Here is a 23532-nt window from a genome sequence, read left to right as displayed (position 1 = left end):
TCGATGTCGCAGATGCCCCAGCCGACGGCCCTTTCGAGGTGCCCCAGTTGTGAGGAGCCCCTCGAGTCGGGCGACCGCTACTGCGGCGCCTGCGGGTACGACCTGTCGGTGGTTCCCGCCCCTCCGTCGGACACCCCCACCCTGACCATGAACGGCATCGTGCCGCACCCGGCCTCGGAGGCCGCCCCGGTGGACTGGCCCGCCGCTCCGCCGCCGGGCGGCCCGGACGTTCCCGCCTCGGTGCACCTTCCCACGGACCTCCCGGGCACCGACTCGGGCGATGCGCACCTCCCCGCGTCGGACCAGGCCCAGGGCGGCTCCCGGGGCGTACGGTTCGACCGGCCGTCGGAGCCGGACGACTACGCCCTCGCGGCGCCCCAGCCGGCCGACCCGCGCACCGCGGCCCTCGCGGCCCCCGCCGCCGATCCGAAAGTGTGCGTGGCCTGCCGCGCCGGCACCGTGGACAGCGACGGCTACTGCGAGCACTGCGGACACGCCCAGCCACGCGAACGGGACCACATGGAGCAGGAGCTGGGCTCGGTCGCCGCGGTCAGCGACCGCGGTCTGCGCCACCACCGCAACGAGGACGCGTTCGCGCTCTCCCGGACCGCGCTGCCCGACGGCTCACCCGCGGTCATCGCGGTCGTCTGCGACGGCGTGTCCTCGGCGACCCGCCCCGACGACGCCTCGCTGGCCGCCGCCCAGACCGCGAACGAGGCGCTCCTCGCGGCCCTGCCGCGGGGCACCCACCCCCAGCAGGCCATGCACGACGCGATCGTCGCCGCCTCGCACGCCGTCAACGCGCTGGCCACGGAACCGGAAACGGCCCAGGAGCACACCCCGCACCAGAACGCGCCCGCCTGCACCCTGGTCAGCGCCGTGGTCACCGCGAGCCTGCTCGTCGTCGGCTGGGTCGGTGACAGCCGCGCCTACTGGGTCCCCGTGGACCGCGCCGCTCCCCCGGCCCGGCTCACCGAGGACGACTCGTGGGCCGCGCAGATGGTCGCCGCGGGCCTGATGAGCGAGGCCGAGGCGTACGCCGACGAGCGCGCCCACGCGATCACGGGCTGGCTCGGCGCGGACGCGTACGAACTCGAGCCGCACACCGCCTGCTTCAAGCCGGACCGGCCGGGTGTGGTGGTGGTGTGCACGGACGGTCTGTGGAACTACGCCGAGGCCGCCGAGGAGATGGCCGAGGTGGTACCGGCCGACGCGGAGCACCGGCCGCTGCACGCCGCCCGGGTGCTGCTGGGCCACGCCCTGGACGGCGGTGGCCACGACAACGTAACAGTGGCGGTGGTCCCGTTCCCGGCCGTGCCACAGAGGGCAGGATCCGCCTGACGGGCGTCCCGGACACGCCCATGGCCGGCGGGGACCGGCCCCAGGACCGGAGGGGACCGGTCCGCAACCAGTCATCACCCCACGCCGGTGGGGTCCTCGAGGGGGATCAGAGTAGGCATGGCCAATTTCTCGAAGTCGAACGTGCCGCAGTTCTCGGTGGACGTCTACCAGAACGAGTACCTGCCCGAAGGCGGCCGCGAGGTCAACGCCATCGTGACGGTGACGGCGACCGGCGGCGGCACGGCACCGGGCGCGGCACCCCGTGCGTACGCGGCGGAGCAGGGCCCGAGCGCGGCTGTGGCGATCATGGTCGACTGCTCGGGGTCCATGGACTACCCGAAGACCAAGATGCGCAACGCGCGCGACGCGACGGCCGCGGCCATCGACACCCTGCGCGACGGCGTGCACTTCGCGGTGATCGGCGGCACCCATGTGGCCAAGGAGGTCTATCCGGGCGGCGGGCGGCTCGCCGTCGCCGACGCGACCACCCGCGACCAGGCCAAGCAGGCGCTGCGCAGGCTCGGCGCGGGCGGCGGCACTGCCATCGGCACCTGGCTGCGCCTGGCCGACCGCCTGCTGTCCTCGGCGGACGTCTCCATACGTCACGGCATCCTGCTCACCGACGGCCGCAACGAGCACGAGTCGCCGGGGGATCTGAAGGCCACGCTGGACACCTGCGCCGGCCGTTTCACCTGTGACGCGCGTGGAGTGGGCACCGACTGGGAGGTCAAGGAGGTCACCGGGATCGCGTCGGCGCTGCTCGGCACCGCCGACATCGTCGCCGACCCGGCCGGCCTGGCCGCCGACTTCACGCGGATGATGGAGACGGCCATGGGCAAGGAGGTCGCGGATGTCTCGCTGCGGCTGTGGACGCCCGTGGGCACGGAGATCGCGTTCGTCAAGCAGGTGGCGCCCGCCGTCGAGGACCTGACCGGCCGCCGCACGGAGGCGGGCCCGCGCGCCGGGGACTACCCCACGGGCTCCTGGGGCGACGAGGCCCGCGACTACCACGTGTGCGTCCGGGTCCCGGCCGCGAACATCGGCCAGGAGATGCTGGCCGCACGTGTGTCCCTGGTGATCCCGCGGAGCGACGGCAGCGCGGACAGCCTCGGGGCCCAGGGGCTCGTACGGGCCGTGTGGACCGACGACATGACGGCGTCCACGTCGATCAACCCGCAAGTCGCCCACTACACAGGGCAGGCCGAACTGGCGCAAGTCATTCAGCAGGGAATAGACCTGCGCAAAGCGGGCGATATCGATGGCGCAACGGCCAAGCTGGGCAGGGCGGTTCAACTCGCCAGCGCTTCGGGGAACGCGGATACTGCGAAACTGCTTGCGAAGGTGGTGGACGTGGTCGACGCCGCGACAGGTACTGTGCGACTGAAGACGAAGGTCGCGGAGGCCGACGAGATGACTCTCGAGACACGGTCCACAAAGACTGTTCGTGTAAAGAAGTGACCCGGTAAGCCCGATAGCAGCGAGCCCGACCCCCCGGGGTTGGAGAACCACGCCGGTCCCAGGGACCGGAGAAGGAGAGGGGGAAGCGCCGACATGCCGACCTGCCCGAACGGACACCAGTCGGGATCCGACGACTGGTGCGAGGTCTGCGGTCACCGTATGGCCGGTGCCGTACCCCCGCCGCCTCCACCGCCGCCCGCCACCGGTTACGGCTATCCGCCGCCGGGTTCGCCCCCGCCCCCCGGAGCGGGAGGCCGGCCCGCGGGACGTCCGCCGTCCGCCGTCCCGGACCGCGAGCCGGAACTCTGCCCGCAGTGCCGTACGCCCCGCGAAGGCGGCGCCCCCTTCTGCGAGGAGTGCCGGTGGAATTTCCTGACCAACACGGCGACCTCGTACACCCCCGCCGCACCGCGCCCGCCGGCGCCGAACCCGGCGGTGCGCTTCCAGCAGGGCGGGCAGACAGGGCCCGGGGCCGACCCGTTCGGCTACGAGAGGTCCCGGCCGTCGCAGGTGAACCGGCCCGCGGAGCCGATACCGCCGAGCCCGCCGTTCGGCAGTGAGCCGTCCGGGCCGACGGGCTTCGGCCCCGACGCCTCGCGCCCGTCCGGCTTCGGCAACGACCCCTCGCGCCCGTCCGACTTCGGAAACGGCCCCTCGCGCCCGTCCGACTTCGGAAACGACCCCTCGCGCCCGTCCGACTTCGGAAACGACCCTTCACGCCCGTCCGACTTCGGAAACGGCCCTTCACGCCCGTCCGACTTCGGAAACGACCCTTCACGCCCGTCCGACTTCGGAAACGACCCCTCGCGGCCGTCTCCGTTCGGTGGGGATCCCTCGCGGCCGTCTCCGTTCGGTGCGGATCCGTCGCGTACGGTTCCGCCGCCGCCCGCGCCTACGTCCGGGGGTCCTGGTGGGCCCATGGGTCCCGGAGGTCCCGGGGGGCCCGGAGGTCCCGGCGCGTACCAGCAGGGCGGGGCGCCCACCGCGTTCCAGCGGCCCGGCCAGTCTGCCCCGCCGCCGACGCAGGGCTTCCCGTCGCCCGCTCCGCCGCAGTCCGGCGGTCCGTCCTTCGGCGGCGGTGACGACGACTGGGTGATCTCCCCGCCGTCGTCCTCCCCCGCCCCCGGCGGCCAGGGCGGTGGCTACGGCTACCCGCAGCCCGGCTCCGCCCAGGCCCCGCCGCGCCCCTACGAGCAGCAGCCGGTGACCTGGACCGCCACCATCGGTCCGGACCGTGAGTACTTCATGGCGATGATGCACCGCTCCGGCCCCGAGGCCGCGGGCCTGAACCTGCCGGCGTACTCCCCGGAGCAGCAGCGCACCCTCACCGGCAGCCAGGTCACGATCGGCCGTCGCCGTCACTCCACCGGCGACACCCCCGACATCGACCTGTCGGTGCCGCCGGAGGACCCGGGCGTCTCGCACCAGCACGCGCTGCTGGTCCAGCAGCCGGACGGCTCCTGGGCCGTCGTCGACCAGAACTCCACGAACGGCACGACGGTCAACGGCGCCGAGGAGCCCATCCAGCCGTACGTGCCGGTGCCCCTCCAGGACGGGGACCGGGTGCACGTGGGCGCCTGGACGACGATCACCATCCGCCGGGGCTGAACCGGGCACCACGGCCGCGTGCGCGCACGCGGCCGTGGTGTGCCGCCTCCCTTCACGGCAACGGCCAGGCGTACGGCCCCTCCGGGTCGTCCAGCCAGGCGCGGGAGCGGCCACCGCTGACCGTGATCCCGAACCGGTCCCGCGCGGGCTGCCCCTCGCGCTCCCACAGCGCGTACGCCTCCTCCGGGGCGAGGCTGTGCCGCGTCAGGGCCAGCAGGAACCGGAACCGATCGTCGCCGCGGGTCCGGCGCGGCAGTGCACCGAGATCCTGCGGCTCCGGCTCGGACCGGCTGCCGCCGCGCAGCGGCACGAAGTAGGCGGGCGTGTGCAGAAAACGCCCCTGGGCCTGCCCGGGGTTCCACACCCGCAGAACGACCAGACCGGTCGCGAACGGCGCGAGGATGCGCGCACCCGGACGGCACTGCGCCAGCCAGGCGTCCGGGATCGTGTCCAGCGTGCAGGTGGCGATGATCCGGTCGAAGGGGGCGCGCTCCGGTACGCCCCGCGCGCCGTCGCCCGCGACCACGGTCGGGTGGTACCCCGCGTCCGCCAGATGCCGGCGGGCGGTCTCGGTGATCTCCGGGTCGAGGTCGACGGTGGTGACCAGGCCGTCACCGAGGCGATGGGAGAGCAGCGCCGCGTTGTATCCGGTTCCGGCGCCGATCTCCAGGACGGCGTTGCCGTCCTCCACCTCCAGCTCGGCCAGCATCTGCGCCATCAGGGACGGCTGGCTGCTGGAGGAGAGCAGCTCCCCCTCGCGCACCCGGGTGGCCAGCGGGGCGTCCTCGTACGCGCCGCGCAGCCACTCCTCCCGGCCCGGCGCGTCGGGGGCGTCGCACCCTCTGCGCTCGTAGCCCCCCATGACGCCGAGGTAGTAGTACGGCACGAACAGATGGCGCGGCACCGCCTGGAACGCCTCCCGCCAGACGGGGTCGGCGGCCCAGGCTCCGCTTGCGTCGATCTCCCGTACGAGTTCGGCCCGCACCGAGGCGGCGAGGTCCTCCAGAGCGGGATCGAGGGCATGCGTGGCCATGCCTCCACTGTGCTGCGGAAGGCGGCCGGAGGCGAACATGCCCCGTGCCGCAGGCCGGAGCTCCCGCCGGACCTAAGCCTTCAGACCTCGGTCGCCGCGTCTGAGACCATGGAGCGTGTGAGAGAGATTCGGCGCGGCACGCTTCAGGAGCAGACCTTCTACGAGCAGGTCGGCGGGGAGGAGACCTTCCGCCGGCTCGTCCACCGTTTCTACGAGGGGGTGGCCGGGGACCCGGTCCTGCGGCCCATGTACCCGGAGGAGGACCTCGGGCCGGCCGAGGAGCGCCTCACCCTGTTCCTGATCCAGTACTGGGGCGGCCCGAGGACGTACAGCGACAACCGCGGCCACCCCCGTCTGCGGATGCGCCACGCGCCGTTCACCGTGAACCAGGCCGCCCACGACGCCTGGCTCGGGCATATGCGCGTCGCCGTCGACGAACTCGGCCTGTCCGAGGAGCACACGACGGCGCTGTGGAACTATCTGACGTACGCGGCGGCGTCGATGGTGAACACGCCGGAGTGAGGCGCCCCGTCGTCAATGGGAACAGACCGGGGTGAGGCGCCCCGTCCTCGACGCGGAACAGACCGGGGTGAGGCGCCCCGTCCTCGACGCGGAACAGACCGGGGTGAGGCGCCCGTCAGCGGACGTCGACTCTGGTACGCCCTCCGTCCGGGGCCGCCGTACGTCCGGGGCGCCGTCAGCGGACGCTGACGTCCAGGGTGCCCAGTCCCGCCCGGCGCACGGCGACCGATCCGTAGGGCGTGCGCAGCCTGAGCCACGCGCCCGACGAGAACAGGGCCGGCGGTTCGTCGCCGGGCGCCCGCGGGGCGGGCCGCAGAAAGCCGAGTGACTGCGCCGCGTGCACGGCCCGAACCGGGAGGCCGGTGTCCCCCACCGTGCGGGACCAGATGTCCCGGCCGACCCGGTCGAGTGCGGTGCGCGTGCGCTGCGAGGGCGCCAACTCCTCCGTACGGGACCGGAATTCGGCCACCGCCGCGGCCACGGTCGCCCGCAGTGCGTCGGGCGCCGGCAGTCCGAGCACCGGCTGCCACCCGCCGCGCGGCGGAAGCACCCCGGCCCACGGCGGTCCGGTGACGGCGGCCGGCACGGCGGCCATGGCCGCCGACTCGTCGACGGACTCCAGGAGTTGCCCGGCCGAGACCGTGACGTCGAGTCCGTCGTCCAGCCCGTTCTCGTACGGCTTGGCGAGCCTCACCGCACGGACCACGAGCACCTCGAACGACGGCGGCCGCCCGAACACGGCCAGCGTCGTCCCGGTCGCCTGAAGGCGCACCGCGGCGCCGCGGTCGTAGCGGAGCAGCCGAGCCAGGAAGGCGGCGAGATCCGCCGCCTCCACATCGTCGGCGAGCTGGAGCACCGTCATGCGGCGACGGCCTCCTCCTTGTCGTCCAGGTACCCGAGGAGGAACTCGCGTTCGTCCTCGGTGATCCGGCGCGGCCGCTGCCGTTCGAAGTCGAACGGCACGACCACGGTGGAGGCCCGGACATAGATCTGGTCCGGGTCCTTCACCTCGTAGGCGATGGTGAAGGACGCGGCCTTGACCTCCGTGACCCACAGCTCGATGTCCACCGGCTCATGCCGGTGGACCAGCTGCCGCTTGTAGTCGATCTCGTGGCGCGCCACCACGGACCCCTGCTGGAACTGCTTGTCCGGGCGACGCAGGAAGTCGATACGGGCCTCCTCCAGGTAGCGGAGGAACACCGCGTTGTTGACGTGGCCGTATGCGTCCATGTCCGCCCAGCGCAGCGGGCAGCGGTAGAGGTACCGCAAGATCGATCAGCCCCGGGTCAGCTTCTTGTAGGTGGCACGGTGCGGACGGGCCGCGTCCGGGCCGAGCCGCTCGATCTTGTTCTTCTCGTACGACTCGAAGTTGCCCTCGAACCAGAACCACTTCGACTGACCCTCGTAGGCGAGGATGTGCGTGGCGACACGGTCGAGGAACCACCGGTCGTGGGAGACGACCACGGCGCAGCCCGGGAACTCCAGCAGCGCGTTCTCCAGCGAGGAGAGCGTCTCGACGTCCAGGTCGTTGGTCGGCTCGTCGAGGAGCAGCAGGTTGCCGCCCTGCTTCAGGGTGAGCGCCAGGTTGAGGCGGTTGCGCTCGCCACCGGAGAGCACCCCGGCCGGCTTCTGCTGGTCCGGGCCCTTGAAGCCGAACGCGGACACATACGCGCGCGACGGCATCTCGACCTGTCCGACGTTGATGTAGTCGAGCCCGTCGGACACGACCTCCCACAGCGTCTTCTTCGGGTCGATGTTCTCGCGGCTCTGGTCGACGTACGAGATCTTGACGGTCTCGCCGACCTTGATCGAACCGGCGTCGGGCGTCTCCAGACCCTGGATCATCTTGAACAGCGTGGTCTTGCCCGCGCCGTTCGGACCGATGACACCGACGATGCCGTTGCGCGGCAGGGTGAAGCTGAGGCCGTCGACGAGGACCTTCTCCCCGAAGGCCTTGTTCAGCTTGTCCACCTCGACGACGACGTTGCCCAGACGCGGGCCCGGCGGGATCTGGATCTCCTCGAAGTCCAGCTTCCGCATCTTGTCGGCCTCGGCGGCCATCTCCTCGTAGCGGGCCAGACGCGCCTTGGACTTGGCCTGCCGCCCCTTGGCGTTGGAGCGGACCCACTCCAGCTCGTCCTTGAGGCGCTTCTGCCGCTTGGCGTCCTTCTGCCCCTCGACCTTGAGGCGGGTGGCCTTGGTCTCCAGGTACTTGGAGTAGTTGCCCTCGTAGCCGTGGAGGCGGCCGCGGTCCACCTCGCAGATCCATCCGGCGACGTTGTCCAGGAAGTAGCGGTCGTGGGTGACCGCCACGACGGTGCCCTCGTACTTGGCCAGGTGCTGCTCCAGCCAGTTCACGGACTCGGCGTCGAGGTGGTTGGTGGGCTCGTCGAGCAGCAGCAGGTCGGGCTGCTCCAGCAGCAGCTTGCACAGCGCGACACGGCGGCGCTCACCACCGGAGAGGTTGGTGACGGGCCAGTCGCCGGCCGGGCAGCCCAGGGCGTCCATGGCCTGCTCCAGCTGGGAGTCCAGGTCCCACGCGTTGGCGTGGTCGAGGTCCTCCTGGAGCCTGCCCATCTCCTCCATCAGCTCGTCGGTGTACTCGACCGCCATCTGCTCGGCGATCTCGTTGAACCGGTCGAGCTTGCCCTTGATCTCGGCGACACCCTCCTGGACGTTCTCCAGGACGGTCTTCTCCTCGTTCAGCGGGGGCTCCTGGAGGAGGATGCCGACGGTGTAGCCGGGCGTGAGGAAGGCGTCACCGTTCGACGGCTGCTCAAGACCGGCCATGATCTTGAGGACGGTCGACTTACCGGCGCCGTTCGGGCCGACGACGCCGATCTTCGCACCCGGCAGGAAGCTCAGGGTGACGTCGTCGAGGATCACCTTGTCGCCGTGCGCTTTGCGCGCCTTGCGCATGGTGTAAATGAACTCAGCCAAGAGAAACCGTCCGGCAGCTTGAATCTGGCAGTGGGCAGATACACCCCATCTTGCCTGACCGCCACCCCAGAGCGGAAACCCGTTAGGTCGGGGGGCTCTGACCTGGGGTTTCGCTGACGGCGGCTGTGGCTCGCCTGTCAGTGTCGGTCGCCGTTGGTCGGTCTCGGGGGGCCTCGGACGGCCCAGGGGCGGGCCAGCGATCCGCCACTGGGCAGGCCGGGCCCTGCCCAGCGAGTCATCCAACGTGCTGATCACCCGGCCCAGCCGCTGGTTCGCCTCCCCGGGCAAGGCCGGGACGGGCGCACCGGCAGCGAGGTGCTCACCCACCAGCCACAGCACAGCACCTCGTACAGTCAGCGCCCCCGCCGGCCTCAGTCACGCTGCCGACGGTTTGTCGTCGGCCCGAAGCTGCGATCGCCGGCCCGTGCTGACGGCTCCAGAGCTCTCGGTTCGGTAGGTCGCGTATGCGGTAGTGGCGATCTTTACGGTTGTGCAGTCGCTTTCCTGCGCCGAGCGAGCCGGCGCCGAGCTACCAAGAGGCTGCTCAAGATCAGCGCTGCCGCTCCCGCAATGAGCCAGCCCACAGATCCTCCGTGGCGGTGGGTTCTGAGTCCGACCGCCAGCAGCATTGCGCCTGCCGCCAGGCCCATCACGTCGTGGAGGAGGTCCATCCATCTCGTGACCTTCGCAAGGTTGACCACGCCTGATCGTGACAGGTGACCACAGTCGCCGCCAAGAGCGAGTTCCCTGCTGGGACCTCCGGCCCCTCGAAGCCTTGCTTGTTCGGGTTCATCGTCATGACCCGGGGGTTCGCATGTGCGGTCTTGGGCGGACAGCGGCGGCGGTCAGCCCGCGGTCTCGTAGCGGGCGACGTTCTTCGAGACCTTCTCGAGCAACGGTGTCAGACGGTCGACGAGTTGCTGGTAGTCGCGGGTTCGGCCGTCCGACCACTGGGCCAGCCCCACCACCATCGCCCGGCCCTGCCCGGTGAAGGACTGCACCATTCCGCTGTCGGCCGGCAGCGTCGGCAGGCCGGAGCCGGGCGGCGGAGCCTGCGCAGCCACCTCGTAGTCGTCAAAGGCCATGGACAGCCGGGTCACCAGCTTCACCGTGTCCTGAGGGTCCTTCATCGTGAAAACGGCCAGGTTGAACTGGTTGTTGTGCGCGTCCTTGTAGAGGGCGATCTCCTCACCGACGCACCCCTTGCCGGCGGTTATGTCGGCGGCCAGGGACGGTCCCACCGAATCGGGCTCGGTGCAGGACTTCAGCACGGCCGCGCCCAGCTTGGTGAAGGTTCCGCCGGTACCTGCCGACACATGAGCCGGGAACGCATCGGCCAGCGGGATCACCGGCCGGACCGAGCCAGTGGACTTCGCCGGGACTCGGGACGCGGGGGCCGAAGCCGTCGACGCGGGGGCCGAAGCCGTCGGCTTGGGCGCGGCGGCTTCGTCGGACGGCGAACCCTTGTACCCCAGAACGAGGAAGGCGGCTGCGGCTACCACGACAACCAGCGCGGCATACCAGGGCCATACCCGCTTACGAGCGGGAGCAGGGGCTTCCCTCACGGTGGCGCTCCGGACGAAGTCCTCGTCGAGCACCACGTTCCACTTGTCGTCGTCCGGCCCGTCGTGACCCCTGGGCACATCATGGTTCATCGGCACGGTGAAACCGTAGTGATCAGGCCTACCGAGCGAAGTACGGCCGGGTCACGGCATGATCACTATCCGCGCGGCTGTGGCCGTGTCCGCCGCCGAGCGGTTCAGGGCGCGGGCTCTGCCGCCGGGACGGCCGCAAGGAGGTTGGGGACGCCGCAGGCGCCGGCGAGGAGGTCGGCGTAGGCGGTGAGGATGCCCCGGGTGTCACGCAGCGCCGTGCGCAGTTCGCCGGCGCGGTCCCAGGCCTGTTCGTGGTCGCGGCGTGAGCGGTCGGTGGGGCGGCGGGCCTCCCAGTCCTCCAGGGTGGGATGCCAGTCGGCCAGCAGCGGGCGGAGGCCGTAGTTGAGCATGGCGACGGCCAGATAGCCGAAGTTGTACTGGCCGTTCCTCTTGGGCTCGGCGACCTCGGGGCCGTAGGTGCGCAGCACCTCCCGGGTCGTGACGAACAGGGAGTACAGGCTGCTCAGGGCTTCTCGCAGGAGCCCGTCGTTCTCCCGCAGCGGCACCACCGAGACGCGGGTCACCAGCTCGACGTACAGCTCCCAGGCGGCCCGCCGCTCGGCGTCGTTCGGCTCCCATGTGCCGGAGATCTCCAGCACGCGCAGGTTCAGCTTCACATCCACGCTCTTCGGCGCCCGCACCATGTCGCTCCCCCTCGCCCTGGCCGGTGCGATCTCGACGATTCGCACCCTTGGCCACCGTATAGGGCGGATCATGGGTACGGCGTCATGTCAGGGATGACGTTCAGGGCAGTGGGGGGCAGGGATGGCCGCAGCAACGGAGTCGGTCTTCGTCAGTTAGGCCGGGCCGGACCAGGCCTGGGCGGAGTGGGTGGCGTGGCATCTGCGGGACGCCGGCCAGCGTGTGGAACTGGACGTGTGGGACTGGCGGGCCGGCGACAACTTCGTCGCGCGGATGAACGACGCCCTGGAGCGTGCCACCGCGGTGGTGGCGCTGTCCTCCGACAACTGCTTCGACCGCGCTCGGTGGACCCGTGAGGAGTGGACCTCGGTCGTCGCCCGTCGCGAGCGGTTGATCCCTCTGACGATCGAACCCCTCGCGGCCGCCGACGATCCTCATCCGGTACACCGACGCCGTGACCCAGACCCTCGTCAGGGCGCTGAATGCCGCGGGCAAACCGCACGAAGCCCAGAAGCTGCTGGCCTCACGCAAAGCAGGGCAACGCCAGACCCGGCGGAAGCGCCGCTGACCCGGCGGTGTCCTCCGCCTCAGTCCTGGGTGGGGGTCTTCTTGCGGATCAGGACCAGAGCCGCGCCGCCGATGACGACCAGGGCTATCGCCGTGCCCGCGATGAAGGGGGTCACGCTGGTGCTGCCCGTTTCGGCGAGATTGGTGTCCTCGGCCGTACCGCCCACCGTCGCGGGGCTGGGTTCACTGAGCGTCTGCGTTCTCAGGCCACCCGCGCCGCTCTCGGTCTTGCAGTCGAGGACACCCTTGAACCACTTCTGCCGACCGCCGGGACCCTTGATCGCGAAGTCGTACGCCTGGTCCTCCTGCAACAGGATCGTCACCGTCTGGCCTCGTCCCGCAGGGATGGTGTGCTCTTCCCCCATCAGCTCGAACGTGAACGCCGCGTCGCCCTTGTTGACCGCGGTGATGTCCAGGCCGCCCTCGGTGCAGTTCTTCTCGGCCGACAGCGCGGGTATCGCGCCCTTGGCGGCCCAGGTCGCCGTGGCCGTCGCAGAGACGGTCGACTCGCTGGAGCCGGCGAGTATCTGGGTCTGGCTGCGGCTGTCGGAGGTGAAGGCCCTGCCGACCGGCACAGTGGTCGACGCCTGCACGGTGAGATCGGCCGAACCGTCCTGCGCCTTCTTCGGCACCTGGAAGTAGAGCCTGCCGCCGTCGGTCGCGGAGATGACCTGCTTGCCGTCCTTGTCGACGATCTTCACTCCCGCGCCCGCAGCGTCCGGCGGTGGGGTCACGGTCACGCTGTCCGCGTTCGTGTGGACCGTGACCGGGCCGATTCGCTCACCGGGGTGGCCCGGGACGGCGGGTGGGTAGAGGGTCAGGGACGTGGTGGGCTCCGGCACGCTCCGCGCGTGCTTCTCCAGGTAGTCCGCGAGCTTCTCCGCCTGCGGATCGGACGCGTCCACGTCGGCCCCGTCCGAGTAGCGCCAGATCGCCACCTGAGTGCCCGCCGCCGCGTCCTGCTCGGTGAGTCCCTTGGCACCGGCCTCGGCCGCCAGCGCGGCCAGGTTGTTGACCTGCGGATAGGAGTGGCTCAGAATCCAGCGGATCTTGCCGGCGTTCCTGTTGCCGTTCAGGGACGTGCCGCTCCAGGACGTCTCGTGGTACTTGGCCTCTTTCTGCGCGGGGTTGTGGATGTCTATTCCGTAGGTCTGGAGCGTGCCGCCGTTGTCGACGGACATCTCGAACAGTCCTGCGGACACCTGCACGTCGCTGCCACCGTCGTGGACGACGGCGGCCCCGTACGTCTTCAGGCCGCCCAGGGTCGCGGTCGCGCCCCCTTCGCTCTGCGGCGTCCCGTCGGCGGCCGCCATCCCCGCGGTGGCCAGCAGCCCGCCCGAGACGAGTCCGGACACCAGCGTCGCGGCGGCGAGGCGGGCGGCCCCTCGCCTGTGCGCCGATGGCGCAGAGAGCGAAGAAAACACAGAATTTCCCTTCGAGCAGGACCCATTGGCGTGGGGGGCGCGGTCCCACCAGCAGCATCGGAAGCCCCTGGAGCTACGCTCGGCATCCTAAGGACGCGACGCAGCCCTCTCCCCGATGATGGCGTCCGACAACCGATCCGACTCGGAATCGTTATCGCACACACAGGCTGTGAGCTGCGCTCATTGCCATATCCATGAGGACTGTTCGGGTATCCGACGACTTACGCGGCGATTGGCGGCAGTTCAGTCAGGTCGGGACGAAGAATCGCTGACATCACGTCACACTGACTGTCAGATCCGGTTGTTGGCGAGTTCCGTCTTCCGACTGGTCCGGCTGCTCGGGCCGACTCGGCGGCCCTGTCTCCCAGTTGGGCTCCGGCTGCGGTGCCGGCCCGGTCTGCGTCTCGGGCCTGGAGGACCGCCGGAAGGCCGAGGTGCCGCGTGACAGGTCGTGGCCGATGGCCACCGCGTCGAGGTCCGCCGACAGCCATCCCTGCCCGTCCCGCTGCTCGGTGCGCACCTTCAGCCGCCCCTGCACGACGAGCGGATCGCCCACGGCCACGGACGCGGCGACGTTCGTGGCCAGGGAGCGCCGGGTCCACACCGTGAAGAAGTTCGTGTGCCCGTCCGTCCAGGCGTTCTTCTCACGGTCCAGATACCGTGCCGTCACAGCCAGCCGGAAGCGGGCCGTGGGACCCGCCGGCGACTCCCGGTACACCGGCTGGGTGGCCACGTTGCCGACCACGCACACCGTCGTCTCGTTCATGCGAAAACCCCTCCCTCGCCCCGGTCGACCGCGCCGGGGACGGAACGCGTACGGGCCCCTCCCGTACGGCTGCGTCTGCGCGGCGGCCATGCCCTGTGGACTGCCGCCGCCGGTGCGACGACCGCGTTCGCTGCGGTCGTCGCGAGATCAGACTGCCTCCGTCGGCCCGAGTCCGCCGAGCGCTGTGGACCGTCCCCCGGTTGTGGAAAACTCCGCCACTCGAACGAGCACCTCCGCCCTGCGTGTCCGGGCCCTCAGCCCAGTCGTGGCGCCGCCCCGGTTCCCGCCGCCTTCACGTACTGCTCGCGCACCTCCCGGTACCGCAGCAGCTCCGCCGCCACTGGATCCAGCACCCGGGCCCGCCCGCACCCGGCCGCCGCGTCCCTCAGCCGCCGCTCCGCATCGCGTCCGTATCTGCGGGCGGGCCCGCGCGCCGCCATCCGGCAGCCCCACTCGATGGCGGGACCTCCCACGATGCCTGCCGTCAGCAGCAGCGCCGGGACCCCGAGGTGGGGCGTCACCAACCCCACCACCTGCGTCAACAGCCACAGGCAGCCGAGAACTTGGAGGAGGGTCATGCACAGCTGGGCCAATACGGCGGCCGGCCACCACCCGGGCCTGGGCGGCCGTCCGGGCGACGCGGCGGCGCTCACGGCGAGCTCGTCCAGCGCCTCGGGCAGCCCGCGCGCACCCCGTGCCGCCGTCTCGCGAACCGACTGGGCCCAGGGCGCGGGCAGCCCGGCCGCAGCCCGGTCAGCCACCGTCCGTACCGCCTGCTCGACGCTCTGCCGTGCGGTCGTCTCCTTGTCCGCCGTCACGGGCGGCGACAGCCGGGCCGTGGCGGGCTGCCGCCGCTCCCGGGACCACCGCCACAGCCGCAGCCAGGGCGTGCCGCACGCGCGGTTGGCATTGCGCAGCCACGCACGTTCGGCGGCCTCGCCCGCGGCCGACGCACCCACCGCGTCCGCGAGCCGCCCCGCGAACTCCTCGCGCGCCTCCTCGCTGAGCCCGGTGCCCCGGCCGGTCCCGTACAGGGGCCGCAACCGGGCCACGGCCGCGTCCACATCCGCGGAGACACGGCGCGCGGCCGCACCTCGCTCGGCGACGAACTGCCCGAGTACCTCCCGAAGTTCGTCGACGCCCTCCCCGGTGAGCGCGGAGACCGCGAGCACGCTGGTGCCCGGCTCGCCGTACTCGCCCAGTGCGATCCCGTCCCCGTCCAGCAGCCGTCGTAGATCGTCGAGAACCTGCTCTGCGGCCTCCCCCGGCAGCCGGTCGACCTGGTTGAGGACGACGAACATGACCTCGGCGTGCCCCGCGAGAGGCCGCAGATAGCGCTCGTGGAGGACGGCGTCGGCGTACTTCTCGGGGTCGACGACCCAGATGACGGCGTCGACGAGCGCGAGGACTCGGTCGACCTGCTCCCGGTGCTCCACGGCCGCGGAGTCGTGGTCGGGCAGGTCCACCAGGACGAGTCCGCTCAGCTCGGACTCGCCGTCGGGGCTCTGCGGGGGCCGCCGGCGCAGCCGCCCGGGGACGCCGAGCCGGTCGATGAGGGCGGACGCGCCGTCGCTCCAGCTGCACACGACCGGCATGGCGGTGGTGGGCCGGCGCACCCCGGCCGCCGAAAGGTTCACACCGGCGAGGGCGTTGAAGAGCGTCGACTTGCCGCTGCCGGTGGCACCCGCGATGGCCACCACGGTGTGCTCCCCGGAGAGCCTGCGGCGCGCGGCCGCCTCGTCCAGGACACGGCCCGCCTCGGCGAGCGTGTCGCCGTCCACCCGGGTCCGCGAGAGACCCACCAGCTCGCGCAGCGCGTCCAGCCTCGACCTCAACGCCCCGTCGTACGCGAGTGGTGCCGGCTGCCGTTCGGTCGTGCCGCGGGGCTCGACGACCGTGGCCGCCTGCGGTCCGCAAGGGCCCGTCTCGGGCACGCGCCTGGCGATCAGCCCGTCGTCCCAGGCGTCGCCGGGACCGGAATCCTCCGCCGGGTCCTCGCGCCACACGCGTGCGTACCGGGCCCCGTCCTCCACGCGTGCGTGCGGGACCTTCTCCTGGGGCCGGACCGCCGGGGCGCCGCCCCGGGTCACCGGGTTCGCGCCCCTGTCCTCGCCCTCATCGGCACCCTTGTCCACGCGCTCGCCCACCCGCTCACCCACCCGCTCGCCCACGCGCTCATCCGCGGTCTCGTCGGCGACCTCGTCCCCCTCCGAGAGCCGCTCAGAGCGCCCAGAGGGATCAGCGTGAGCTGAGTGATTGGAGTGGAGTAGGTGGGGTGGGTGATCTGAGTGAGGCAGGTGATCTGGGTGAGACAAGTGAGATGACTGAGACAAGTGAGATGGGTGATCGAAGGGATTTGGGTGCTGGAAATGCGGTGGGTGCTTGGAGTGCTCGGACTGTCCCGGTCCCCCGGGCCCCTCGGGGCGCTCGGCGTGATCCGTGTGGCCAGTGACGGCAGTCACCGCGGTCACCTCTCCTTCTGCAGTACGGACAGCGCGGCGATGAGTTCGGCCTGGGGCTCGGCCTGGATGTCGAGGGCGTCGAGAGGGGCGATACGGCGCTCGCGTTCGGCGCGCAGCGCCCGGTCCACGTACTCGGAGAGCAGTCGGGCGGCACGGTCGCGCAGCCGGATCGCCGCCTGGGCCCCGATCCGCTCGGCGAGCCCCTCCCCCGCCGCCTTGGCTCGGCGGCCGCCGAGCAGCTCGGTGGCGACGAGCGCGGCCACCGATTCGGCCTCCGGGGCGGTGTCGAGTCCGCGGACCGACTCCTCGGCGTACTCCTCGAGGACGCGCCGCCAGCGCCGTACGGTCATGCCGATGCGATGCTCGGCGCTGTCCAGGGTCGGATCGTGAGGGGTCAGCCCGGGGACGTCTGCGGCGGGCTCGTGCCGCCATGCCTCGTCGATGCGTTCGTCGGCGGCTGTGACGGCGCACAGCAGCAGTGCGCCCAGGCTCTCCACGAGGGCGTCCAGCAGTTCCCCCGGGGTGCAGTCCAGGGGGTAGCCGCGCCACCGTGTCATGGCCTCGCCGGCCAGGACGGCCCCCGCTTGCAGTCGGCTCCGCACGCGCGCGTACTCGCTGTCGTACGCCGTGTCGACGGCGGCCGTCAGCCGCAGCGCGGCGGCGTACTGGGCGGCTGCCGCCCCGGCCAGCGCGGGCATGCGGGTCCTCAGCGAGTCGAGGACGCCGTACGCCGTACGCGCCGTGGCCGCCTCCCGGGCGGCCGGATCCTGCACCTGGTGCGTGAGCCAGGCGCGCAGCGGTGCGACGGCCGTGGCGGGCAGCAGCCCACCGCCCCAGGCGGACTCGGGCAGCTCGGGCACGGTGAAGCGGGGGACGTCGCCGAGTCCGGCCTTGGTGAGCAGGGCGCCGTACTGCCGTGACACCTCGGACACGACCTGGTGGGGAACCCGGTCCAGCACGGTGACAAAGGTCGCCCGGTTCTCTTTGGCGGTCCGCAGCAGGTGCCACGGCACGGCGTCGGCGTACCGGGCGGCGGTGGTGACCAGGATCCAGATGTCGGCGGCGCAGATCAGCTCGGCGGCGAGTACGCGGTTGTCGGCGACCAGGGAGTCGATGTCGGGGGCGTCGAGGAGGGCGAGCCCGCGCGGCAGCGTGTCGGCTGTCTCGATGCGCAGCACTTGCTCCTGGCGCCCGACGAGGGAGTCCAGATCGTCGCCGTCCTCCTGGTGGGGCACCCACACGCGTGTGAGATCGGGCAGGACCCGCATCCCGCTGAACCAGTGGTGGTCCTCGGGGTGGCAGACGAGTACGGGCGTACGGGTGGTGGGCCGCAGCACGCCCGCCTCGCTGACCCTGCGGCCCACCAGGGAGTTAACAAGTGTCGACTTACCGGCGCCGGTCGATCCGCCGATGACGGCCAGAAGCGGCGCTTCAGGCTCTCTCAGCCGGGGCACCACATAGTCGTCGAGCTGTGCGAGGAGTTCGTCGCGGTTGGCACGCGCCCGTGGAGCCCCCGCCAGGGGCAGCGGGAAGCGTGCGGCGGCGACACGGTCGCGCAGGGCGGAGAGTGCGTCGAGCAGCTGAGGCCGTACGTCCAAGGTCACCACATGCGAAGAATGCCCAACTTTGAAGGCTTTCTGAAGCATATGAGGATGTCTGCGCGCCGACAGGACACATGGGATGGAAGGGGCGACTGGGACGCAGGCATAACGAGTGCACAACACCCGGGGCGTGAGACGCCGAAAGCGATGCGCGATTCGCACCTGCCTGCGATTATCAGGACCGCTTCACTGAACCTCCACATCGAGCCACGGAGGGGAAGCACCGGGGACAAGGACTCGGGAGCCCTATCCTTGTCACCGGCGAGGTCACGGATCAGCCCGCACCCGGGCACCACGACAGGCCGCACCGGCCCCCGTAGCTCAGTGGATAGAGCAGGCGCCTTCTAAGCGCTTGGCCGCAGGTTCGAGTCCTGCCGGGGGCGCCCACCCTCAGCCCTCCCCTTGGGAGGGCTTTTTGCTGGTCAGAGACCGTTTCGCTCGACACGGGTCAGCCCCGGACACCCCCTTGGTGATCAAGGGCGCGGTCCGGGGCTGTCCGGCTGTCACCGGGTTTTCGCGGGTGGCCGTGTCGAATACGTGTCGAAGTTCTCGACCGGTGGAAGATCAGCCAGCGCCCGGCACCTCCGCCTCCGGGAGGTCACCCGCGGCTTCCAGCCGCCGTTTGAGATCCGGCAGCTGCCCGTCGACGCAGCGGGCGTAGGTCGACAGGAGCACGGCGACGCTGTTCCCGGCCCACTCGGCCACCTGAGCGGGCGGGATGCCGTCGTTGAGCCACTTCGTCAGGCGCGTGTTCCGGTTGTCGTACACGCGCCGTCCGGTGGGCGACTCGAAGACATGCGGGGGCAGTACGGCTTTGCGCGCGCTGCGCCACGCCCGGCGGATGACGGAGCCGGCGAGGATGCCACCGGTCTCCCCCTGGAAGAGGAGATCACCCGGCTGGAGCTGTTCGTCCTCGATGTGCTGCCGCAGGATGCGCGTCAGGGCCGGATGCCCGGGAACAGTGCGCGTCTCACCCTCCGCGCGGCCTTTCAGGTCGCGTTGCTCGTGGATCTCTCCCGTGTTGGTCCACTGCTTGCCGACCTCCGGAGTCGCCGTGTGGATCAGCAGCTCGCACCACTGATCGTCGGCGTCGGGCTCGGGCAGGGTGACGTCCTCCACGCGCATGGCTACGGCTTCCTCGGGCCGAGGGCCGCAGTAGTACAGCGTGGCGAAGAAGGCATGGAGCCGCTTGCCACCGCGCGGCCGGCGCCGGATCCAGTCGAGGATCGCCGCCGCCTGCTCCGGGTTCAGCAAAGACCGCTTGTCGACGGCATTCGTCGTCTTTGTGGCCGCTGTCGAATCCTTGCCCTTGGGCAGGGGGTTGGTCCGCAGGATGCGCCGTCTGATCGCGTACTTCATGGCGACGTTGAGGATCCGGCGGTTGCGCTTACGGGACCAGGCCGCCGCCTGCTTGCCGTCGAGGCGGGTGTCGATGGCCCGCAGGACCTGGTCGACCTTCTCCGGGTCCTCCCAGGCCGAGACGGGCAGGGAGTTCCGCTCGACCCATTTGAGGATGGCCACCACGTCTCGGGGCGCGTCCGGGCGTCGGTTCGTGTTGAACGCCCACTCACGCAGTGCGGTGCGTACGGCCGCAGGGGCGAACTGGGTGGGCTTGGCCCGCAGCAGGGCGATGGTGGTCGCGGTCAGGGTCTTGGCGATGTTCTTGCGGCTGTTGCCGCCGAGTTGAGGCCAACGGGCGTCCACGTAGTCGACGGCGAACCTGTACCAGCTCATGGCGGCCGACTTGGAACGATGGGACACCGGGAGGCCCGTGGCGACGACGAAGGCCTCGCCCTTGCCCGTGGCCCGGATGAGTTCTGAGCGGAAGCCCTCGGCGAGCGCGACGGTGTTGAAGGGCTCACGCCAGCGCTTGTCTGCGACAGTCCAGCGCACGGTGTACGTGGTCTTCCGGGCGCCCTTGTAGGTGAGGATCTTGTAGATCTTCACGTCGTACGTCGTCTCCATCAGGCTGCGTCCTCGCAGTCGTCGAGCCAGTGATCGAGGTCGCTCCGCCGGATCCGGAGGTCGCCGTTCGGGAGCTTGATGCAGCGCGGCGCGCGGCGCTTGGCCCGCCAGTCGTAGAAGGTCGAGCGGGAGATGGCCAGTTCCTCGCAGACCTCCGCCAGGGTGAGCATGGTGCGTCGTGACCGGATGGCCGTGGTCATTCCGTGCTCCCTTCGTTCTGGAGGGCGTCGCGGGCGGTTTCGCGGTTGGTCTGGAGGTCGCGGGCGATGGTTGCGGCGAGGGCGGCCTCACCCGGCGTGTGGCCGTGGCCGGCGTACTGCCAGTCGGCCAGGACGAGGACGGTGTCCGGCTCGCGGTCGTCGAGGCCGAGGACGGATGCCTCCTGGGCGGCGCGGTAGTCGGCGCGTTCCTGGCGGAGGGCGCCGAGGGTGGTGGAGTAGGTGCGCGACTTGGACGAGAAGTGCCCGCGGAAACCGAGCATGTGTGCCCAGGCCCAGAGGCGCCGGTCGGGGTAGAGGCTGTCCAGGTCGCGGCACGCGGTGATGAGGCGCCGAGTGTGGTCCGGGACCTGGTGGCGGTCGAGTTCGGCGAGTTCGCCGATACGGCGGTCGAGGGTCCCGGTGTTCTCGGCGGCCTTGGTCGCGTACTTGGCCACGTACGAGGCGACGGCCTGTTCGGTGATGTCGGAGCCGTCGCCGAAGGCCTTGACCGGGTGGACGTCGAGCTGTCGGCCCCAGCGGAAGGTACGGGCGGGCTCGTCACCGGCGGCCGGGACCGAGACGGACGTGTACGAGTGCGCTGCGGCGGCACGTACGGCGTCCGTGAGGAGGTCGACCGTGGCCCACGCGGGCGGGGGTGTCCCCGGCCCCTCCGGGCCATCGAGGCGCACGACGGCATGGAAGTGCAGAGCCCCGCGCTTCTGGAACTCGGCGACCTTGCCGTAGGAGACCCGAAGGTGATCGGCGAGTTCCCGGCGAGGCAGGCCGGCGCGGACGGCGAGTTCGCGGCGGAGTCGGGTGGTGAAGCGCTGCCAGAGCTGTCCGGCGTGGTTGTTGAACAGCACGGCGCCCGCGTAGTCGTAGCTGTCCGGGTCGAAGGCGGTGCCCAGCTCCGGAGCGTCGGGCGCGTGCGGGGTGCCGCAGCGGCAGGAGCCGTGGTCGGGGCGGTTGTGGACCGGGCCGAACGAGGGGGCCGTGAGGGTGGCGAAGACGCGCGGGTGATCGCGGACGGTGGCTGGGATGTCGCGGCGGTCGTCCCCGGCCAGGCCAGCGCGGATCAGGTGGTACGTGTCGCCCGCGTAGGTCCAGGCGCAGGACGGGCAGCGGGAGGCGCGACGGTTGCCGCAGGCAAGGCGGAGGCGTCCGCCAGGCTCCTTCTCGGTGGAGTAGTGGTGCAGGGTCTCGCCGCTGGTCTTGTCCTTGTGGAGGACCCAGCCGGTGAGGTGGATCGGGTCGGAGCAGCCGCCGGTGCGGCGGATCTGGTCCTCCCAGCGTGCGTAGTCGGAGGCCGAGGCCACCCGGAGCACGTCCCCGAGGGTGATCGGGTCGAGCAATGTGTCGGGCATGGGCGCACTCGGTGTCGCGGGTGAGGCGCGGTGGGCCATGCTTGGGGTTCCTTCCGGTTGCGAGATCGGACAGGGACGGCGCCCGGGCGGCGGATGCTTGGCGGTATCGAGGCCGCCCGGGTGCCGGTCAGCGACGCTTGGCGTCGGAGGCGAGCAGGGAGCGCAGGACGACCGCGCAGACGGCGACCGAGGCGCCGGTGACGGCGACTGCCAGGAGCAGGGAGACCAGGACGGCGCCGAGGACCAGGACGACGGCCGTGCCGCCGCCGACGAGGGCGAGCGCGGTGCCGGGGGTGAGCTGGATCGTGGGCCGGGACGGCGCCGGAGTAGGCGTGGCGCTCGGCGGGATCTCCGCGTTCCGGGTGACGGTGGTCGGCTCGATGACGGCGGGCGGGGTGGCGAGGCCTGTCGGCATCGGCATGGTGGGGATCTTCGGGCGCAACATGGCTGGTCTCCTCTCGCGGGCGGGCTACTTGACGAGGGCGTTGATGGCCGGGGCGAGGACGCTGTCGGCTAGGAGGAAGCCGCCGAGCAGGAGTACGGCGATAAGCCAGGCGGGCGGGCGGATGAGTTTGACGCCGAGGTAGCCGATGACGAGCAGGGCGAACCAGAGCGGGACCTGCATGGCGGTGGGTCTCCTAGCGGACGCGGCAGCGGTGGGTGCGGGCGGCGAGCTGGGCCGCGGACTGGCTGGAGTAGTCGGAGGACCAGCCGCAGCCGTCGGAGCTGCACACGGCGGCGTGCTTGGTCTGGCCGTTGCGGTCGCGGTGCGTGCCGAGCTGCACCGGGCCGATGCGCATCACGGAGTGGAAGTGGTCGCGGGCGGGCATGTCAGTCGGTCTCCTCTCGGGTCGTGGCCGGAGCGGGGAAGCTGGCGCGGATGCCGGCCGCGGTGGCCGGGTCGGCGGTGAGGCGGGCGGCTTCCTCGGCGAGCAGGTGGGCGAGGAAAGGCCGGTTGGCGGCGGCCATCTCGCGGGCGCCGTCGAGGTAGTCGGAGGCGGTCAGTCCGGCCGGGTCGCGGGTCACTGGTCTTCCTCTCTTGCTGATCAGGTGAGGTGGGCGGCGATGGCGTCGGCGAGGTGGGGCGGGACGCCGAGGCGGGAGCGCAGGGTGTCTGTGTCGATCGGGGCACCGGTACGGGCGCGGTACTCGTCGGCGACCTTCCGGGCGTGGTCGATCAGGACGGAGGGGACCGGAGGAGCGGACGCCGGGGCCGGAGATGCGGGAGCCGTGTCAGGCTCGGGCACCGGCTCAGTTGCCGATGCGCGTTCGACGTCCGGGACCGGCTGCTCGACCGGAGACACGGCCTCCTCCACGTCCGCGACAGATGCCGGCGGCACCGGCGCCGACTCCGCAGCCGACGAGTGCGCGAGGAGCGTTCCGCCGAGGAAGGCGAGCGCGGGCCATCCGGCAATGCCGAGGCGGAGCAGGGCGGGCGGGTCGGCCAGGTCGAGGAAGCCGGCGGTGGCGACGTTGGCGCCGAGCGAGGCGAACAGCGCGACGAGGAACCAGCACCAGGCCAGCCGGGACGGGCCCTCACTGCGCAGGCGCCGCCAGGCAGCGACCAGGAGCAGGTCGACACTGACCGGGTAGGCCCACGCCTTCCACCCGTTCTGACCGGCAGCGGAGGCCAGATCGTGCAGATGGGCGAAGGACAGGGCACCGGCGATGACGGCCTGAACCAGGACCGCGTCGACACGGAGCCCGTGACGGGCAGCCATCAGGAGTCACCGGGGTAGGCGGGGCCGCCGTCGGGGTCGTAGCCGGACGGGAACGTGTCGGGCGGCGGCTCGGGCAGCGAGACGGCGAGGGAAGCGCTGACGGCTTCCACGAAGTCGAGGTCAGCGCCGGCCATGTCGGCGTACAAGGCGAGTTGACCGAGGAGGAGCACGGTTCGGGCGAAGTCCTCGCAGTTGGGGCACACGGCGGGGTCTCCCTTCTTTGGGCACGGCGGGGGTAGGGACTTGGCGCGAAGGCGGTCGCG

Annotated in this window: 23 protein-coding genes, 1 tRNA gene and 1 pseudogene; 6 read left to right on the top strand and 19 right to left on the bottom strand. The window is 71.3% G+C overall.

Translation table 11 applies throughout. The features are described from left to right. Positions 1 to 3 precede the first annotated feature (3 nt). The 3 genes from ABZ876_RS22005 to ABZ876_RS21995 all read left to right on the top strand — a co-directional run bounded on the left by ABZ876_RS22005 (position 4) and on the right by ABZ876_RS21995 (position 4407). Positions 4 to 1341 (top strand): protein phosphatase 2C domain-containing protein, encoded by a 1338-nt coding sequence (locus tag ABZ876_RS22005; protein WP_361783625.1) that lies wholly within the window; start codon positions 4 to 6, stop codon positions 1339 to 1341. 117 nt (positions 1342 to 1458) lie between these two features. Further along, positions 1459 to 2799 carry a VWA domain-containing protein gene (locus ABZ876_RS22000; RefSeq protein WP_361783622.1) on the top strand — a complete coding sequence of 447 codons (1341 nt, stop codon included), beginning with the start codon at positions 1459 to 1461 and terminating at the stop codon, positions 2797 to 2799. 93 nt (positions 2800 to 2892) lie between these two features. Beyond that, positions 2893 to 4407, top strand: a complete 1515-nt coding sequence (locus ABZ876_RS21995; RefSeq protein ID WP_361783619.1) for an FHA domain-containing protein — start codon at positions 2893 to 2895, stop codon at positions 4405 to 4407. Between the two features lie 52 nt (positions 4408 to 4459). On the opposite strand, the gene ABZ876_RS21990 is transcribed toward ABZ876_RS21995, so the two are convergent. Continuing rightward, positions 4460 to 5440: a methyltransferase domain-containing protein gene (locus ABZ876_RS21990; RefSeq protein ID WP_361783616.1), complete on the bottom strand. Its 981-nt coding sequence runs from the start codon at positions 5438 to 5440 to the stop codon at positions 4460 to 4462. 108 nt (positions 5441 to 5548) lie between these two features. Between ABZ876_RS21990 and ABZ876_RS21985 the strand changes: the two genes are divergently transcribed. Next, the gene (locus ABZ876_RS21985) at positions 5549 to 5962 is read left to right on the top strand and encodes a globin (RefSeq protein ID WP_361783613.1); all 414 of its coding nucleotides are present in this window, start codon (positions 5549 to 5551) and stop codon (positions 5960 to 5962) included. 175 nt (positions 5963 to 6137) lie between these two features. On the opposite strand, the gene ABZ876_RS21980 is transcribed toward ABZ876_RS21985, so the two are convergent. The 5 genes from ABZ876_RS21980 to ABZ876_RS21960 form a co-directional block, all read right to left on the bottom strand. After that, positions 6138 to 6824 (bottom strand): hypothetical protein, encoded by a 687-nt coding sequence (locus ABZ876_RS21980; RefSeq protein WP_361783610.1) that lies wholly within the window; start codon positions 6822 to 6824, stop codon positions 6138 to 6140. Next, complete coding sequence (locus ABZ876_RS21975; RefSeq protein ID WP_361783607.1) at positions 6821 to 7231, bottom strand: thioesterase family protein; 411 nt, start codon at positions 7229 to 7231, stop codon at positions 6821 to 6823. Before ABZ876_RS21975 ends, ABZ876_RS21980 begins: the two co-directional genes overlap by 4 nt. A gap of 6 nt (positions 7232 to 7237) precedes the next feature. Continuing rightward, positions 7238 to 8902 (bottom strand): energy-dependent translational throttle protein EttA, encoded by a 1665-nt coding sequence (ettA, locus tag ABZ876_RS21970; RefSeq protein WP_361783604.1) that lies wholly within the window; start codon positions 8900 to 8902, stop codon positions 7238 to 7240. 845 nt (positions 8903 to 9747) lie between these two features. Then, positions 9748 to 10563: a hypothetical protein gene (locus ABZ876_RS21965; protein WP_361783601.1), complete on the bottom strand. Its 816-nt coding sequence runs from the start codon at positions 10561 to 10563 to the stop codon at positions 9748 to 9750. Between the two features lie 98 nt (positions 10564 to 10661). Continuing rightward, entirely contained in the window at positions 10662 to 11246 is a 585-nt protein-coding gene (locus ABZ876_RS21960; RefSeq protein ID WP_361783598.1) for a hypothetical protein, read from the bottom strand. A 124-nt stretch (positions 11247 to 11370) separates the two neighbouring features. On the opposite strand from ABZ876_RS21960, the pseudogene ABZ876_RS21955 reads away from it, so the two are divergent. After that, positions 11371 to 11622 (top strand): annotated as a pseudogene (locus ABZ876_RS21955) (toll/interleukin-1 receptor domain-containing protein); the annotation flags it as partial. Positions 11623 to 11786: 164 nt separating this feature from the next. Here ABZ876_RS21955 and ABZ876_RS21950 read toward each other — a convergent pair. The 4 genes from ABZ876_RS21950 to ABZ876_RS21935 all read right to left on the bottom strand — a co-directional run bounded on the left by ABZ876_RS21950 (position 11787) and on the right by ABZ876_RS21935 (position 18025). Further along, positions 11787 to 13190: a thioester domain-containing protein gene (locus ABZ876_RS21950; protein WP_361783595.1), complete on the bottom strand. Its 1404-nt coding sequence runs from the start codon at positions 13188 to 13190 to the stop codon at positions 11787 to 11789. 274 nt (positions 13191 to 13464) lie between these two features. Further along, a complete protein-coding gene (locus ABZ876_RS21945) occupies positions 13465 to 13956 on the bottom strand; it encodes a single-stranded DNA-binding protein (protein WP_361783592.1) in 492 nt (163 codons plus the stop codon). A gap of 254 nt (positions 13957 to 14210) precedes the next feature. Then, positions 14211 to 16253 (bottom strand): GTP-binding protein, encoded by a 2043-nt coding sequence (locus ABZ876_RS21940; protein ID WP_361783763.1) that lies wholly within the window; start codon positions 16251 to 16253, stop codon positions 14211 to 14213. A 170-nt stretch (positions 16254 to 16423) separates the two neighbouring features. Beyond that, the gene (locus tag ABZ876_RS21935; RefSeq protein ID WP_361783589.1) at positions 16424 to 18025 is read right to left on the bottom strand and encodes a dynamin family protein; all 1602 of its coding nucleotides are present in this window, start codon (positions 18023 to 18025) and stop codon (positions 16424 to 16426) included. A 304-nt stretch (positions 18026 to 18329) separates the two neighbouring features. On the opposite strand from ABZ876_RS21935, the gene ABZ876_RS21930 reads away from it, so the two are divergent. After that, positions 18330 to 18402 (top strand) — tRNA-Arg (locus tag ABZ876_RS21930). Between the two features lie 181 nt (positions 18403 to 18583). Here the strand turns inward: ABZ876_RS21930 and ABZ876_RS21925 are convergent. The 9 genes from ABZ876_RS21925 to ABZ876_RS21885 form a co-directional block, all read right to left on the bottom strand. Further along, a complete protein-coding gene (locus tag ABZ876_RS21925; RefSeq protein WP_361783586.1) occupies positions 18584 to 19984 on the bottom strand; it encodes a site-specific integrase in 1401 nt (466 codons plus the stop codon). Then, the gene (locus ABZ876_RS21920; RefSeq protein WP_116129694.1) at positions 19984 to 20184 is read right to left on the bottom strand and encodes a helix-turn-helix domain-containing protein; all 201 of its coding nucleotides are present in this window, start codon (positions 20182 to 20184) and stop codon (positions 19984 to 19986) included. Before ABZ876_RS21920 ends, ABZ876_RS21925 begins: the two co-directional genes overlap by 1 nt. Next, a complete protein-coding gene (gene repSA / locus ABZ876_RS21915) occupies positions 20181 to 21548 on the bottom strand; it encodes a replication initiator protein RepSA (protein WP_361783582.1) in 1368 nt (455 codons plus the stop codon). Before repSA ends, ABZ876_RS21920 begins: the two co-directional genes overlap by 4 nt. A gap of 127 nt (positions 21549 to 21675) precedes the next feature. Next, positions 21676 to 21993: a SpdD-like protein gene (locus ABZ876_RS21910; protein WP_361783580.1), complete on the bottom strand. Its 318-nt coding sequence runs from the start codon at positions 21991 to 21993 to the stop codon at positions 21676 to 21678. Between the two features lie 24 nt (positions 21994 to 22017). Beyond that, positions 22018 to 22173: a hypothetical protein gene (locus tag ABZ876_RS21905; protein ID WP_361783578.1), complete on the bottom strand. Its 156-nt coding sequence runs from the start codon at positions 22171 to 22173 to the stop codon at positions 22018 to 22020. Positions 22174 to 22186: 13 nt separating this feature from the next. Further along, on the bottom strand, positions 22187 to 22378 hold the full coding sequence (locus tag ABZ876_RS21900) for a mobile element transfer protein (protein ID WP_361783575.1): 192 nt from the start codon (positions 22376 to 22378) through the stop codon (positions 22187 to 22189). Position 22379: 1 nt separating this feature from the next. Next, a complete protein-coding gene (locus ABZ876_RS21895) occupies positions 22380 to 22574 on the bottom strand; it encodes a hypothetical protein (protein ID WP_361783572.1) in 195 nt (64 codons plus the stop codon). A gap of 20 nt (positions 22575 to 22594) precedes the next feature. Beyond that, entirely contained in the window at positions 22595 to 23269 is a 675-nt protein-coding gene (locus ABZ876_RS21890) for a DUF2637 domain-containing protein (protein ID WP_361783569.1), read from the bottom strand. After that, entirely contained in the window at positions 23269 to 23472 is a 204-nt protein-coding gene (locus tag ABZ876_RS21885; protein WP_361783566.1) for a hypothetical protein, read from the bottom strand. Before ABZ876_RS21885 ends, ABZ876_RS21890 begins: the two co-directional genes overlap by 1 nt. Positions 23473 to 23532 lie beyond the last annotated feature (60 nt).

It is taken from the genome of Streptomyces sp. NPDC046931 (assembly GCF_040644655.1).
Classification (GTDB): Bacteria; Actinomycetota; Actinomycetes; order Streptomycetales; family Streptomycetaceae; genus Streptomyces.
This window is presented reverse-complemented; position numbering and strand designations above follow the sequence as displayed.

What these genes read in the sequence shown, in the direction of transcription:
- ABZ876_RS22005 (WP_361783625.1), top strand. Translation starts at nt 4, where the DNA reads ATGTCGCAGATGCCCCAGCCGACGGCCCTTTCGAGGTGCCCCAGTTGT.
- ABZ876_RS22000 (WP_361783622.1), top strand. Translation starts at nt 1,459, where the DNA reads ATGGCCAATTTCTCGAAGTCGAACGTGCCGCAGTTCTCGGTGGACGTC.
- ABZ876_RS21995 (WP_361783619.1), top strand. Translation starts at nt 2,893, where the DNA reads ATGCCGACCTGCCCGAACGGACACCAGTCGGGATCCGACGACTGGTGC.
- ABZ876_RS21990 (WP_361783616.1), bottom strand. Translation starts at nt 5,440, where the DNA reads ATGGCCACGCATGCCCTCGATCCCGCTCTGGAGGACCTCGCCGCCTCG.
- ABZ876_RS21985 (WP_361783613.1), top strand. Translation starts at nt 5,549, where the DNA reads ATGGAGCGTGTGAGAGAGATTCGGCGCGGCACGCTTCAGGAGCAGACC.
- ABZ876_RS21980 (WP_361783610.1), bottom strand. Translation starts at nt 6,824, where the DNA reads ATGACGGTGCTCCAGCTCGCCGACGATGTGGAGGCGGCGGATCTCGCC.
- ABZ876_RS21945 (WP_361783592.1), bottom strand. Translation starts at nt 13,956, where the DNA reads ATGAACGAGACGACGGTGTGCGTGGTCGGCAACGTGGCCACCCAGCCG.
- ABZ876_RS21925 (WP_361783586.1), bottom strand. Translation starts at nt 19,984, where the DNA reads ATGGAGACGACGTACGACGTGAAGATCTACAAGATCCTCACCTACAAG.
- ABZ876_RS21920 (WP_116129694.1), bottom strand. Translation starts at nt 20,184, where the DNA reads ATGACCACGGCCATCCGGTCACGACGCACCATGCTCACCCTGGCGGAG.
- repSA (WP_361783582.1), bottom strand. Translation starts at nt 21,548, where the DNA reads ATGCCCGACACATTGCTCGACCCGATCACCCTCGGGGACGTGCTCCGG.
- ABZ876_RS21910 (WP_361783580.1), bottom strand. Translation starts at nt 21,993, where the DNA reads ATGTTGCGCCCGAAGATCCCCACCATGCCGATGCCGACAGGCCTCGCC.
- ABZ876_RS21905 (WP_361783578.1), bottom strand. Translation starts at nt 22,173, where the DNA reads ATGCAGGTCCCGCTCTGGTTCGCCCTGCTCGTCATCGGCTACCTCGGC.
- ABZ876_RS21900 (WP_361783575.1), bottom strand. Translation starts at nt 22,378, where the DNA reads ATGCCCGCCCGCGACCACTTCCACTCCGTGATGCGCATCGGCCCGGTG.
- ABZ876_RS21890 (WP_361783569.1), bottom strand. Translation starts at nt 23,269, where the DNA reads ATGGCTGCCCGTCACGGGCTCCGTGTCGACGCGGTCCTGGTTCAGGCC.